This window comes from Hymenobacter sp. FMD4 (genome assembly GCF_058932745.1).
Genome location: NZ_JBZYWH010000009.1, coordinates 150,945 through 163,478, shown reverse-complemented (window position 1 = coordinate 163,478; position 12,534 = coordinate 150,945). Strand labels below are relative to the sequence as shown.

Below are 12,534 nucleotides of genomic sequence, written 5' to 3'. Positions count from 1 at the left end.
CTTTGATCAATCCGTCACAGATCCAGTTGGCCAGCGCCTGTCTATTATCAGCCAGCACGAAGCGGCGCTGATCTTTATCGTTGCGAATGTTACCCAGCTCGATGAATACCGTCGGGGCGTGGCTGTTGCGCACCACATAAAGGCTGCTGCGTGCCGATACCGTGCCCACGTATGGGCGCGTAGGCTGACTGCGCTTGTAGCGGGCCGTGAATTCCTGGTGAATATTGTTGGCCAGCCGCTTACCCACGGCGCTGCTTTCGTGATGGTAGAAAAACACGTCGGTGTTTAAGCCGGCGCTGCGGCTGTCGATGTGCAGCGTAATCATGCGCTGGTACGCGCCCTTGTGGCGGCCGTGCTGCCGGTTGATGGCTGCCACGTACTGGCGGAGGCGCGCCACGTGATTCAGCGGAATGGTAAGGTTGGGGTAGGTAATTTCGTCGTTGTCCATCTTCAGCACTGCCTCGTCGCGGATGCCATCGTTGGGGTCCTGCACAATTAGGTACACCTTGGCGCCATGCTCCATCAGGACGCGCGCCAGCCGTGCCGTTACGTCGTAAGCATATTCATCTTCCGCCAGCTTGTTGGAACCGTACTGGCCCACGGCGCCGGGGTCAGGGCCGCCATGGCCCGAAAGCAGGTAGTATACTGCTCCGCGTAGCTGCTGGCTGCGTGGCGACACGGAACCGTATTTCGGGCCGAAGAGCTGCCGGGTTGTCAAAGGAGCCGCATTCGTGCTGGTCTTCGCGGCGGCAGCCGGGGCCGCTTTTTTCGCCGCAAGCTGACGAGGAGGCAGGCGGTACATTTTGCCCATCACAAGACTTCCTCGTGGCCCCATAATGCTGCGGTTCAGGTCAATAAACCGCTTCTTGTCCCGAACCGGGTCCAGGCCGTAGCGTTGCAACAGCGTTCCAACACCATCACCGGGTTTGGGCTTGGCCTGACGATACGTGCTTTGAGCTACAGCAAATGCGGTAGAAAAAAAAGCAAGAAAGACAACTAGAAGCAGGGGCAAAAGTCTCGGCAAAGCAGCAGTACGGGTTTGGTTGGGACTTGTATTCAGGTAAGAATAAAACCGGTAACTACTGGATAAAGAGGCTGGTAGGGAAGATATACACCATGCCACAAGCGTAATTATAATGTTGATGTGGAGTGTCGTAAAAGTAGTACTGTTTAGTCCTTACAAGGGTTATTTCTCGTGCTTATAAGTAATTAAATCCAGCATGAAAAAAATATAAGAAAATTGGAGCCTTCGGCTGTCTCAATCAGGTCATCAGCGCAAGAGTTTACAGGCTCTGCCTCCTGTCGTCGCTACCTAACTACAATTGAACTACATACTTTTGCAAAGCTCTTGCAATCTATTAGATCCACCTATCTCAAGATGACCATTCCAAACCACATCCGGCAAATACGAGAGGTAGCTGCTAAAGCAGCTCACGAAGGCGTTCGTATAATCGAGAACCGGGTTGAGTTGTACGGTCACGTGCCACATATTGGGTCAGAGGCATGGCACCATTTACTTTTTGCCCCTTTGCTAGATGCGCATGTCGCAACCTTAGAATGTGGCTTAGGCATTAAGCTTCCCGCCTTAATTAAGGTTTTCCTACAGCATTACAATGGGGTCAGTCTGTTTTCAAGAGAGCTAGCATTATATGGCTATCGGAAAAACTACATACGAACTGGATTGGACGTTTGGCAGCCGTTTGATATGATAGCCGAAACCAGAACACTGCGGCACTACGGCTTGCCCGCTGATGAAATTGCCATAGGTGGGTATTTTTGCGATGGATCTAGGTTGTGTATGAGCTCCAGTTCTGACACTGTAGTGCGCCGACCAGCCCGGCACGCGAAAGAAGTATTAAACAAGTGGCCTTCGTTTTCTGAATTCATTATTTCCGAGTGTGCACGTTTAGAGACATTTTTTGACGATCAGCTATTTCCTTATAACCCCGATGCTGTTGTTGTGCCACCTCCTATGTATTGTTAGCAGCACAAGGCAAGGGACGACATAGTTTGACTTCGATGAGCTTTATGCATTGGCTTCACGAATCCGGGCTGCCGTGGAGCGGCACGAAACAAAAGCTAAGGAAATGCCCCTGGTGTAATTCGCTTTTTCGAGGCGCAGAAAATAAAAGCAGCCCGATAGTTGGGCTGCTTTTATTTTCTGCATTTTAAAGAGCCGCTTCATTCTCAACGCTCTTATTTAATTCCCCGCGCCATGAACTGGACAACGACGATAGAGTGGTTGGCTAAGCCTCACGACGGCACTTCAATAAAGTGTAATCCACCGGCTTCCGAGCAGGCCTTGACGCACCTAGAAACGATGCTGAAGCTACAGCTGCCAGCGGAGCTTCGGGCATTCTATTATACCAGTAATGGCTTGGCCGAGGAAATGGACAAGATCGGAAGCATCGGCTACTTAGTGCTGCCGGCCGAAGAACTGCTGGCGGAAAATCAAAGCCTGCGAGCTGACGCCTCAAATGGCTTGCAGGACATGCTGCTGGTGACCCCGGCCTATACCGGGGACTATTTCGGCTACCTACTGGATGGGCAGGGCACGCGCTCAAACGATATTTATGTCTGGTACGGAGTGGCGCAGAAGCGCGAGTGGGTAGCGTCCTCCTTGGGTGAGTTTCTGGTCGGCTGGGTTTCCAGTGAAATAACCATCTAAGCAAACCGGCATTGGGTGAATGGCCTTTATTTTTGAGTTTCCAAGCCCAAGTCAGTCCCATGCAGCAATACCACGACCTCCTGCGCCATATCTTAGAGCACGGCGCTCAGAAAACCGACCGCACCGGCACTGGCACGCTGTCGGTATTTGGCTACCAGATGCGGTTTGATCTGCAGCAGGGCTTCCCGCTGGTCACCACCAAGAAAGTACACCTGAAGAGCATCATCCACGAGCTGCTGTGGTTTTTGCGCGGCGATACCAACATTGCCTACCTCAAAGAGCACGGCGTGAGCATCTGGGATGAGTGGGCCAACGCTGAAGGCGAGCTAGGGCCCGTGTACGGCAAGCAGTGGCGCTCCTGGCCCGACGGGCGCGGCGGCCACATCGACCAGATGCAGCAGGTGGTGGACCAACTGCGCCGCTCGCCCGATTCGCGCCGCATCCTCGTGTCGGCTTGGAACGTGGCCGAGCTCGATCAGATGGCCCTGATGCCCTGCCACGCTCTGTTCCAGTTTTACGTGGCCGATGGCAAGCTTTCCTGCCAGCTGTATCAGCGCTCCGCCGATGTCTTTCTGGGCGTACCCTTCAACATTGCCTCCTACGCTTTGCTTACCCTGATGGTAGCCCAAGTGGTACGCCTGCAGCCCGGCGACTTTATCTGGACCGGGGGCGATACGCACCTTTACTCAAACCATCTGGAACAAGCACGCCTGCAGCTTTCACGCGAGCTGCGGCCGCTGTCCCAGATGCACCTGAATCCCGAAGTGCAGGATCTGTTCGGCTTCCGTTACGAGGATTTTCGCCTTGAAAACTACGATCCGTACCCCGCCATTAAGGCGCCCGTAGCGGTATAGCCAAAGGGTTTCGAAGAAGCCTTTTCGGGGGGCTAAAAAAATCTGTTGGTACCGAAGGTGCATTATAACCGGCGCCGGCGCATCAAGTGCGTTGGCGCCGGTTTTTTTATATGTTGGCCTTGTCCTGAAGTAGGAGAAGAGGGGGTGGAGAGTAGGACTTAGAATTGATTGTGAAGTAATAGTATTATTTCATGCTGATTGTGGTTGAAGTACGCTTATGTCTGATGACTGTTAAAGAAGAATAGTCTAGTTTTATTTGTGAATAATCAGCATTTTATTGCCTTATGGTGTGGGGTTTGAAAACTCTAATCACATTTTCATGTGGTTTAAGCAATGTTTATTTGCTAATGCGCGTTATTGTACAAATAATTGGGTGTTCAACTGAAATACTTCGATGAACCTCAACCGTAATAACCGGTTTAGGTTTGATCTTTGTATCCAGGGAAAACCATCCTGCCCGTTAGATTCCAATCCATCGGTGCAGCCCTTCATTAGCGCCGTGACCCTCAACACTCCATACCTTTTGCCCATTACTGCCGAAAACTCCGGCTGTTCTCTTCCTCGTCGGCACCGCGTCCTGATTGCCATGTATGCCCTTGAGCTTGGTCGCCAGCCGCGCTCCGAAATCCTGGCAGCCAACAACGTGACCGAAGCCGATCTGATTGAATACCATGCCGAATGGATGCGCATGCTTCGGCGGCGCGTCAGCCACAGCAGGTAGCTTACGCGGCCTCCCAGCGGCGTAGCGCCTGCAGCAGCCCATGCGCTGCCGAGCCAACTGATTTTTCCTCTACTTGCTCAACAGGCCGTATGCCGGCCACGTTGGCTACAAACACCGCCTCAGCGGCCTTTACTTCCTCGGGCAAGTACAGGCCGCTGAGGCATTTTAGGCCCTCGCGCTGAGCTATGTGCAGCAAATGCGCCCGGCGTACCCCGGCTACGCAGCCGCTTTGCAGCGCTGGGGTAAACAGCACGTCGTCCTTGATCCAAAACACGGCCGCCGCCACGGCTTCGGCTACGTGGCCGTGTGCGTCGAGCAGCAGCAATTCATCGAGGCCGCGCGCGTCACGTTCCTGCGCGGCCAATACGTAGTGGAGGGCATACGGCCCTTTGCAAAACGATACAGGCGATAAATGCGTCCGCACACTGCCGGCAAAGCCCAGCCGCAGAATCGGGCTGTCATTGGAGGTGAAAGGCGCAGCGGTGGCCAGCCAATCACACTGGTCAGTAGCAGGGGCGTAGAGGCCGCCGCCCGCCCGCCACAGCTGCAAGCGCAGTCGAACTTCGCCAGAAGGGGAAGCCACTAGCGGTGCCAACTGGTTTAAGGTCAGCTCCAGATCGGCTGGCGTGCTCAGCGCTGCTGGAAGCCGCAGTGCTAGGGCGTGGCTGGCTTGCTGCATGCGGGCCCAATGATGCGTCAGCCATTGCACCCGGCCGCCGCGGTACACCAGCGTTTCGAAGAACCCGTCGTTGAACTGCAAGCCACGGTTGGGCAGTGCCAAGTGTAGGGTTGCCGCAGGCAGCAGTTGACCGTTGAGCAGGGCTACATCCATCAGATCAGCGCAAACTTTTTACCCGGCAAGGCGCGCACCAGCCCCCGAAACTCCAAGCCTAGCAGCAGCGTCGAAACTTGGTTGATGGGCAGTTGCGCCTCCCAACTCAACTCGTCGATCTGTTTTTCCTTCGCCACTAGTAGAATCTCGATTAGCCGGTACTCATCGGCCGTGAAATCGGCGGGGTTCAGGCTCGGCACCACGGCGGTAGGCTGCAGGGCGCCGTCCCAGTTCAGGGCCTGCTCGATATCCGAAGGCCCGGTGTAGATCAGCGCCTGATTGTTGCGAATCAAAAGGTTGCAGCCCTCGGAGGCTGGCTGATCCAGACGGCCGGGCAGGGCTAGCACTTCACGGTTGTAATCTTGAGCCAGCTCGGCGGTGATGAGCGCGCCACCTTTACGGGCCGCTTCTACCACCACCGTCGCATCGGAAAGGCCGGCGATTATCCGATTCCGCGCCGGAAAATTGTACTTATCGGGCTGGGTGCCGAAGGTGAATTCGGTGAGCAGCCCGCCCTGCTCCAGCATCTTTTCGGCGGTACGGCGGTGCGCCGGCGGGTAGATGATGTCCAGACCGGTGGCCATGACGCCCACCGTCGGGAGGCCCTCCTGCAGGGCCGCGCGGTGTGCCACAATGTCGATGCCGTAAGCCAGCCCACTGACGATGAGTGGCTGGTAACCGGCCACACCTTTGATGAGTTTCTCGGTTTGCTCGCGCCCGTAATCGGTAGCTTGGCGGGTGCCCACCACAGCCAGGGTGCGCGGGGCGTTTAGGTCGGCAGTGCCTTGGTAATAGAGCAGGGCCGGAGCGTCGGGTACCGGGCGCAGGCGGGCGGGGTACTCGGGGCGGGTGTAGTGCAGTAGTTGTACCCCGTCTTTTTCGGCCCGGCGCAGCACCAACTCGGCTTGCCGGAGGGCAGCGGTGTGGTTTTGCAGATTGGTAATCGTGGCTGGGCCTACGCCCGGAATCTTGTGCAACTTAGCCGCCGGAGCCTGCAGTACAGCTGCAGCGGAGCCGGCGTAACTGATCAGCTGGCGCGTGAGCAGCGGGCCGATGCCCGGCAGCAACGAGAGGGTAATTTCGGCCTGTAAATCAGCCGTAGATGATGGAAACACGCGAATCGGTAGGGGGTAAAGCACTCAGGATATAAACCGCCGTGACACTACTAGTCTAGTACGCCACTGGCATCAGGTACTTTGGTTTTTGGTGGCGGCCTCCAACTCCTTACGTAGCCCCACCAGAAAATTGCGCACCTTTTCCAGCGAGTGAATCACGTCGACGCGCTCCTTGAGCTGCGGACCGCGCTGCTTCAGGATTTCACGGGCCCCCGGGATGGTGTAGCCGCGCTCCTTTACTAGGTGGTAGATGGTGCGGAATATCTCGATGTCCTGCGGCGAGTACAGGCGGTTGCCCTTCTTGCTTTTGCGCGGCTTGAGGTCGTCAAACTCGGTTTCCCAGAAGCGAATCAGCGACGGCGCTACATCAAACTGCGCGGCCACCTCACCGATGGTAAAGTACTGCTTCTCGATGTCGCGGTCTTTGTAGGGCATAGTACTATAGGTGAGACCTGAGAGGTGAGAAGTGGGAGAATGAAGGGAGAAAGCGCAGTAGAACAGGCTCGGTTCTAACTTCCCATTTCTCACTTCTCCAAACTACCTTTGCCGGAAGGGCTTTCTACGGCTGCTTCGCTGGCTTCGGAAGCCGAAAAGTAGCCAAAAACCCGGCCGCCGCCAATTTTTCGGCAGCGGCTTTGTTCCAACCGATACCCAACGATTCGCCAGGCAAGCGCTTGGCAATACAGCCGCTCATGTCACTTCCTTCAGCCAACCAGGTTCGCCAGCAGTTCCTCGATTTCTTCGCTTCCAAAGGTCACCACATCGTGCCCTCGGCCCCCATCGTGGTGAAGGACGACCCCACGCTGATGTTCATCAACTCGGGTATGGCGCCGTTCAAGGACTACTTCCTCGGCAACAAGCCCGCGCCCTTTAAGCGCATCGCTGATACCCAGAAGTGCCTGCGCGTGAGCGGCAAACACAACGACCTGGAAGAAGTAGGCTACGACACCTACCACCACACCATGTTCGAAATGCTCGGCAACTGGTCGTTTGGGGACTACTTTAAGAAGGAAGCTGTGGCCTGGGCCTGGGAACTGTTGACGGAAGTCTACAAGCTGCCGAAGGACCGCCTGTACGTGACGTATTTTGAAGGTGACCAGGGCGACCAACTCGCCGCCGACACCGAGACGCAGGAGTTGTGGCGCCAATACACCACGGAGGACCGCATTCTGCCCGGCAATAAGAAGGACAACTTCTGGGAAATGGGCGACACCGGCCCCTGTGGACCCTGCACCGAAATCCACATCGACCTGCGCGACGAGGCCGAAGTGGCCGCCATTCCCGGCCGCGAGCTTGTGAATGCCGACCACCCGCAGGTGGTGGAAATCTGGAACAACGTGTTCATGGAGTTTGAGCGCCGCGCCGATAAGTCCCTGATCAAGCTGCCGGCCCAGCACGTGGACACGGGCATGGGCTTTGAGCGCCTGATGATGGCCGTGTCGGGCGTAAAGTCTAACTACGACACCGACGTGTTCCAGCCGCTGATTCAGTTTATCGCCAAGGAAGCCGGCGTGCAGTACCACGGCACCGCCCCGGCCACCGTAAACGACCAGCCCGCCACCGAAAACGAGAAGACCGACATTGCGGTGCGCGTTATTGCTGACCATGTGCGCACTATCGCCTTCACCATCGCCGACGGGCAGCTGCCCTCCAATGTGAAGGCTGGCTACGTGATTCGTCGCATCCTGCGCCGCGCCGTGCGCTACGCCTTCTCGTCGCTGGGCCAGAAGCAGCCCTTCCTCTATAAAGTGGTGCCGGTGCTGGCCGACCACATGCGCAGCATCTTCCCCGAACTTAAGCAACAGCAGCAGTTCGTGACGCGCGTGATTGAGGAAGAGGAAATTGCCTTCCTGCGCACCCTCGAAAACGGTCTGCGCCGCTTCGATAGCTTGGAGGAAGGCTTCCGCCAGAACGGCAATCACGTCGACGGTAAATCGGCCTTCGAGCTATCCGATACCTTCGGCTTTCCCTTCGACCTCACCGCCCTGCTGGCCCGCGAAAAAGGGTTGACCGTGAGCGAAGACGAGTTCAAGAAAGAGCTGGAGCAGCAGAAGGCCCGCTCGCGCAACGCTTCCGAGCAGGAGCAGAGTGACTGGACCATCGTGGAACCTTCGCAGGAACTGCCGCGCTTCGTGGGCTACGATGCCACCACGGCCGAGGCGCGCATTCTGCGCTACCGCGCCGTGACGCAGAAAGGCAAAACCGAGTACCACGTGGTACTGGATCAGACGCCTTTCTACGCCGAATCGGGCGGACAGGTGGGCGACACCGGCTACCTCATCACGCCGCTTTCCAAGGTGCGCGTCATCGACACCCGCAAGGAAAACGACCTCATCGTGCACACGGTGCTGGATCTGCCGCAGGACCTCGACGCGCCCGTGGAAGCCAAAGTCGACCAGGCGCGCCGCGAGCAGATTCGCAAAAATCACTCGGCCACCCACCTCATGCACGCGGCCCTGCGGCAGGTACTGGGCACGCACGTAGCCCAGCGCGGCTCGCTGGTGAATGAAAAGCTGCTGCGCTTCGACTTCTCGCACTTCTCCAAAGTCACCGACGACCAGCTGCGGCAGGTGGAGCGCATCGTGAATGAGCGCATTCGCCAGCAAATTCCGCTAGGCGAGGAGCGGAGCGTGCCGCTGGACGAGGCCCGCGCCCGCGGTGCCATGGCCTTGTTTGGCGAGAAGTACGCCGACAACGTGCGTGTCATCACCTTCGACCCGGAGTACTCCGTGGAGCTCTGCGGCGGCATCCACGCCCCCAACACCGGTGAAATCGGCTTCTTCCGCATCGTGAGCGAATCGGCCGTGGGCGCCGGTGTGCGCCGCATCGAGGCCGTGACGGCCGAGCTGGCCGAGAAGTTCATCGACGAGCAAATGGACCTGCTGGCCCAGGTGCGCGAGCTGCTCGGTAACCCGCAGCACCTCACCACCACCATCCAGAAGCTGTCGGAAGAAACCGCCACGCTGCGCAAGCAGCTGGAACAGGCCGAGCAGCAGCAGCTCGGGCAGCTGAAAGACCAGCTGGCCGGCCAGGTAAAAGAGCTGAACGGCGTGAACTTCCTCGCCGCCAAAGTGCCCGCCCGTTCGGCCGACGGCCTCAAGACCCTGGCCTTTGGCCTGCGCCAAGTGGTGCCCAACCTCGTGCTGGTGCTCGGCGCCGAAGTCGATGGCAAGCCCCAACTGGCCGTGATGCTCGATGATGAACTGGCCAAAGGCGGTAAGCTCAACGCCACGCAGCTGGTGCGCGAGCTGGCCAAAGAAATCCAGGGCGGCGGCGGCGGTCAGCCGTTCTTCGCCACGGCCGGCGGCAAGAATGTGGCCGGGCTGGATGCGGCTATTGGCAAGGCCGAAGGGCTGATTAGCGGGCAGCTAGGCTAACAAGTTGTAAAGTACCGCAGCGGCCGTAGTTTGTGTAAGCAGACTACGGCCGCTGTATTTTATGGGGAGGGCAGGACAAAACTTGTACGTCCTCTGGTCGCCTGTTAATTTCGTTAAGGCTAATTCAGGCTATTCAACAGCTGCGCTGAGCTGTTCGTGCTTTAATTCCTTTCTCATGTATCCGTTTTACCGCTTCATGGTGGGCGCCCTGTTGTCGGCGCTGCCCGCGGTGGCTTGGTCTCAACAGGCCTCCATATCGAATGAGCCGCGTACAGTGGTAGAGTACTTTGGTGCCAATAACAAGAAACTCCCGTCGGCGGAAGGCGCTACCCTGCGCGTCGAAACGCAGTTTGCTGATAGCTTGCGGGCCGTAGAGCACAGGTACGATGCGGCAGGGGTGAAGCTAGAGACTATGCCCTTTGAGCACCACCGCAAACGCATAGTGCACGGGGTAGTTGAGCGTTGGTACAAAAACGGGCAGCTGCACTGGCGCGAAACCTGGGTGCACGGCAAGCAGGAAGGCGAGTTAGTTGCTTATTACCCCACGGGCCAGCTAAAACGGCAGGAGCAGTACGTAGCCAACAAATCAAAAGGCGGTACCTGCTACGCAGTCGATGGGCGGGTGGTGCCTTTCTTCGCTTTCGTGCAAATGCCCGAGCCACCCGGCGGAATGAACGGCCTGATGAACTACTTGGGTCGCAACATCCGCTACACCCCCGAGACCTTGCGGGAGCGGGTGCAGGGCAAAGTCTTGGTAGGGTTTTGCGTGGATTCGCTGGGGCAGGTCGTCAACCCGGTGGTGAGGCAGGGGCTGCACCCGGCCCTCGATTCAGTGGCCCTGCACGTCGTCGCTAATCAACCCAAGTGGAAGCCTGGCCGAATTGATGAAAGATTGGTCTCAGTGGAGTATACCGTGCCTCTGAGCTTCGTCATCAATGACCTGTTTGGACGGCCCGCGAAACCCCGGAAAAAGCCGGCTACTTCAGCGCTTTGATTTTCGATTGTACCATTCTTAACCCTATTCTATGCGCATTTCTACCCTTGGCCTAGCAGCCGCACTTTCCATTGGCCTTTCCACCACCGCCTCGGCCCAAACCTTCACCGACCCCGGCGCCTACAACAACTACATCGTGGCCGAGCAGCGCGCCATGCTGAAGAAAAATCTGCGTTACATCAGCAAAGCCGCGCACTCCGACAACGAGAAGAAAATCGATGCCCGGCGCTTGGATCTGGTAAAGCAGACCGAGCTTTCCCTGAATAAGCTGGCCAAAATGCCGGCTTACAAGGACGACAAAGGCTTCAAGGAGCAAACCGCCGAGGCGTTTTACCAACTGCTCAAGATCTACTCCGAAGACTATAAAGCCGTGGACATGATGGCCGCTACGCGTACAGCCACCATCGAAAACATGGAGCAGTATTTCAAGCTGCAGGAAATTGCCGAAGCCAAGCTGCAGGTAGTCAATGACTCGGTAGACGCGGCGCAGAAGCGCTTTGCCAAGCGCCACGGCATGACCTTGTCAGAAGCCACCGATGCGGAGGGCCGCAAGCTGGCCAACTTCATGCGGCAGGTATCGGAGGTAAATGCCTACCAGCACAAAGTGTTTCTGGCGCAGTTTCGGACCGAAAAAGCCAGCGCTAAGCTCAACGACGCCTTGAGCGCCCAAGATGCTGCCGGTTTTGAAGCCGCCCGCGTGCAGCTGCTGGCCGATGCGCAACAGGCCTTGGCCGAACTGGCCACCGTGCCCGCCTTCCGCGGCAAGGATGCGCAGTACCGCGACGCCGCCAAAAACCTGATCAATTATTACGCCGGCCTATGCTCCAATCAGCTGGTGAAAATGCAGGAGTTGATCCAGCGCAAAGACCAGCTGACGAAGGCTGATGTAACGGCTTTCAACAACTACATCAATTACTACAACACCAACAACCACAAGTACGTGGACGCCTACAACCGGGCCGGCAATGCCTTCATGGCCACTTACATTCCGCTGGTAGAATAGCCCTGCGTGTAGCCCTACAGGCCCGAAGCCCGTACCTAGCACAAAAGCAGGTACGGGCTTTTACTTTTCATGCTGCATGCGTTATAATTCCACGGCACGCTGGCTCACGACGCTGGGTATACTCTTCTTTTTTGTGTCGGCTACCCATGAGGCTGGCTTGCCCGTGGTGGCCGTGGTCGATCAGCTGAAAGGCAAGCCTGCCGCCATTCGGTACTACGACCGATGGTGGGCCCCGCTGCCCAGCGCCGAAGGAGCGGCTTACTACGATCTGATTCAGCGGCGCGACAGTGCCGGAGAGAACTGGCGCGTGCGGCGATATGGCTTGAAAGAGAAACAGTTGGTGCTCGATATCGGCTTCAGCGGTACTATGCCGTGGGCCCGCCCCGAAGGCCGCAGCCGCGAGTGGTACCCCGGCGGGCAGCTGCGCGAAGAAATGACCTACCGCAAAGGCATGCTCGACGGGCAGCTGCGGACTTACCATGCCAACGGCGAGCTGCGCCGGGCCGCTGACTACTGGAAGCGGCAGCAGGTACGCCTGGAGTGCTTCAGCGCCGCCGGCGACCCGATTCAATGCCCTCCTTATCACACCTTCGCGCAGCTAAAGCTCGAAGATGCCAGCATCGCCGACGTAGCGGGCTGGCTTAGCCAGCAGTACCCGCAATACCTACCGGCCCAGTACGCCGGGCTGGAGCGGAGCGTCGCTTTTTACGCATTTTACGTCGACAGCCTGGGCTATGCCCGGAAGCCGCGCATTCTGCTCGGCAACGACGAAGTGGTAAATAAGGCCGTGCTCGAAGCCATTCGGCAATTGCCGCGTTTCGAGCCAGCCACGCAAGAGGGCCAACCCACGCACGATCCAATTGAGGGTTACGTGGTCTACGAGCCTATGCGCCGGCGCCAGTAGCAGCGGTCGAGTAGGGAAGAACTTCACCTTAGGATTAAAAAGGGCTACGGGCGATTATTATCGACC

General features: G+C 57.5%; 12 protein-coding genes. 8 read left to right on the top strand and 4 right to left on the bottom strand.

Going from position 1 to position 12,534, the window contains the following annotated elements; translation table 11 throughout:
- On the bottom strand, positions 1-1,012 hold a 1,012-nt coding region (locus tag AC5FXY_RS11180), incomplete at its 3' end, for an N-acetylmuramoyl-L-alanine amidase family protein (protein WP_493556753.1).
- A gap of 366 nt (positions 1,013-1,378) precedes the next feature.
- Here AC5FXY_RS11180 and AC5FXY_RS11175 point away from each other — a divergent pair.
- The 4 genes from AC5FXY_RS11175 to AC5FXY_RS11160 all read left to right on the top strand — a co-directional run bounded on the left by AC5FXY_RS11175 (position 1,379) and on the right by AC5FXY_RS11160 (position 4,243).
- A complete protein-coding gene (locus AC5FXY_RS11175; protein WP_493556752.1) occupies positions 1,379-1,984 on the top strand; it encodes an SMI1/KNR4 family protein in 606 nt (201 codons plus the stop codon).
- A gap of 231 nt (positions 1,985-2,215) precedes the next feature.
- Positions 2,216-2,668 (top strand): SMI1/KNR4 family protein, encoded by a 453-nt coding sequence (locus tag AC5FXY_RS11170; RefSeq protein ID WP_493556751.1) that lies wholly within the window; start codon positions 2,216-2,218, stop codon positions 2,666-2,668.
- Between the two features lie 59 nt (positions 2,669-2,727).
- Positions 2,728-3,522, top strand: coding sequence for a thymidylate synthase (locus AC5FXY_RS11165; RefSeq protein ID WP_493556750.1), 795 nt, complete (start codon positions 2,728-2,730; stop codon positions 3,520-3,522).
- 523 nt (positions 3,523-4,045) lie between these two features.
- The gene (locus tag AC5FXY_RS11160) at positions 4,046-4,243 is read left to right on the top strand and encodes a hypothetical protein (protein ID WP_493556749.1); all 198 of its coding nucleotides are present in this window, start codon (positions 4,046-4,048) and stop codon (positions 4,241-4,243) included.
- Position 4,244: 1 nt separating this feature from the next.
- On the opposite strand, the gene AC5FXY_RS11155 is transcribed toward AC5FXY_RS11160, so the two are convergent.
- From AC5FXY_RS11155 to AC5FXY_RS11145, 3 genes are all read right to left on the bottom strand, one after another.
- Positions 4,245-5,075 carry an aminotransferase class IV gene (locus AC5FXY_RS11155; RefSeq protein ID WP_493556748.1) on the bottom strand — a complete coding sequence of 277 codons (831 nt, stop codon included), beginning with the start codon at positions 5,073-5,075 and terminating at the stop codon, positions 4,245-4,247.
- Positions 5,075-6,190 (bottom strand): DNA-processing protein DprA, encoded by a 1,116-nt coding sequence (gene dprA / locus AC5FXY_RS11150; protein ID WP_493556747.1) that lies wholly within the window; start codon positions 6,188-6,190, stop codon positions 5,075-5,077. Before dprA ends, AC5FXY_RS11155 begins: the two co-directional genes overlap by 1 nt.
- Before the next feature lie 72 nt (positions 6,191-6,262).
- Positions 6,263-6,625, bottom strand: coding sequence for a MerR family transcriptional regulator (locus AC5FXY_RS11145; RefSeq protein WP_493556746.1), 363 nt, complete (start codon positions 6,623-6,625; stop codon positions 6,263-6,265).
- A 257-nt stretch (positions 6,626-6,882) separates the two neighbouring features.
- Here AC5FXY_RS11145 and alaS point away from each other — a divergent pair, with 257 nt between their 5' ends.
- The 4 genes from alaS to AC5FXY_RS11125 all read left to right on the top strand — a co-directional run bounded on the left by alaS (position 6,883) and on the right by AC5FXY_RS11125 (position 12,468).
- Entirely contained in the window at positions 6,883-9,567 is a 2,685-nt protein-coding gene (alaS, locus tag AC5FXY_RS11140) for an alanine--tRNA ligase (protein ID WP_493556745.1), read from the top strand.
- Positions 9,568-9,742: 175 nt separating this feature from the next.
- Positions 9,743-10,561 carry an energy transducer TonB gene (locus tag AC5FXY_RS11135; RefSeq protein ID WP_493556744.1) on the top strand — a complete coding sequence of 273 codons (819 nt, stop codon included), beginning with the start codon at positions 9,743-9,745 and terminating at the stop codon, positions 10,559-10,561.
- A 31-nt stretch (positions 10,562-10,592) separates the two neighbouring features.
- Entirely contained in the window at positions 10,593-11,564 is a 972-nt protein-coding gene (locus AC5FXY_RS11130) for an LIC11966 family surface protein (RefSeq protein WP_493556743.1), read from the top strand.
- A gap of 76 nt (positions 11,565-11,640) precedes the next feature.
- Positions 11,641-12,468, top strand: coding sequence for a hypothetical protein (locus tag AC5FXY_RS11125; protein WP_493556742.1), 828 nt, complete (start codon positions 11,641-11,643; stop codon positions 12,466-12,468).
- The last annotated feature ends 66 nt before the right edge of the window (positions 12,469-12,534 follow it).

Bases quoted from the DNA above. Each gene is read 5' to 3' on its own strand.
- AC5FXY_RS11175 (WP_493556752.1), top strand. From the start codon at position 1,379: ATGACCATTCCAAACCACATCCGGCAAATACGAGAGGTAGCTGCTAAA.
- AC5FXY_RS11170 (WP_493556751.1), top strand. From the start codon at position 2,216: ATGAACTGGACAACGACGATAGAGTGGTTGGCTAAGCCTCACGACGGC.
- AC5FXY_RS11165 (WP_493556750.1), top strand. From the start codon at position 2,728: ATGCAGCAATACCACGACCTCCTGCGCCATATCTTAGAGCACGGCGCT.
- AC5FXY_RS11155 (WP_493556748.1), bottom strand. From the start codon at position 5,075: ATGGATGTAGCCCTGCTCAACGGTCAACTGCTGCCTGCGGCAACCCTA.
- AC5FXY_RS11145 (WP_493556746.1), bottom strand. From the start codon at position 6,625: ATGCCCTACAAAGACCGCGACATCGAGAAGCAGTACTTTACCATCGGT.
- alaS (WP_493556745.1), top strand. From the start codon at position 6,883: ATGTCACTTCCTTCAGCCAACCAGGTTCGCCAGCAGTTCCTCGATTTC.
- AC5FXY_RS11135 (WP_493556744.1), top strand. From the start codon at position 9,743: ATGTATCCGTTTTACCGCTTCATGGTGGGCGCCCTGTTGTCGGCGCTG.
- AC5FXY_RS11130 (WP_493556743.1), top strand. From the start codon at position 10,593: ATGCGCATTTCTACCCTTGGCCTAGCAGCCGCACTTTCCATTGGCCTT.
- AC5FXY_RS11125 (WP_493556742.1), top strand. From the start codon at position 11,641: ATGCGTTATAATTCCACGGCACGCTGGCTCACGACGCTGGGTATACTC.